Origin of the sequence: Amycolatopsis sp. SID8362 (genome assembly GCF_010550475.1) — a bacterium.
GTDB lineage: Bacteria > Actinomycetota > Actinomycetes > Mycobacteriales > Pseudonocardiaceae > Amycolatopsis > Amycolatopsis eburnea.
On the sequence record NZ_JAAGNB010000672.1, the window covers coordinates 1 to 246 of the forward strand.

Below are 246 nucleotides of genomic sequence, written 5' to 3' on the forward strand. Positions count from 1 at the left end.
CCGCCGCGCTGGTGCCGCTGCTCGCCGTCGTCGACGACCTGCCGACCCGCACCTCCGGCAAGGTCGACCGCGCCGCGCTCCCGTGGCCGCTGTCCACTGTGGACGCCACCGGGCTGTCGCCGACCGAGACGTGGCTCGCCGAAGGGTGGGCCGAGATCCTCGGCGTGTCGGTCGACGACCCGAAGGCCGACTTCTTCACCCACGGCGGCGGCAGCCTGACCGCCGCGCAGGTGGTCGCGCGCATCC

The 246-nt window shown here is 75.2% G+C and carries 1 protein-coding gene; it reads left to right on the plus strand.

Features of this window, described 5'->3' with window-relative positions; translation table 11 throughout:
• On the plus strand, positions 1–246 hold a 246-nt coding region (locus tag G3I65_RS20420), incomplete at both ends, for a phosphopantetheine-binding protein (RefSeq protein ID WP_160697522.1).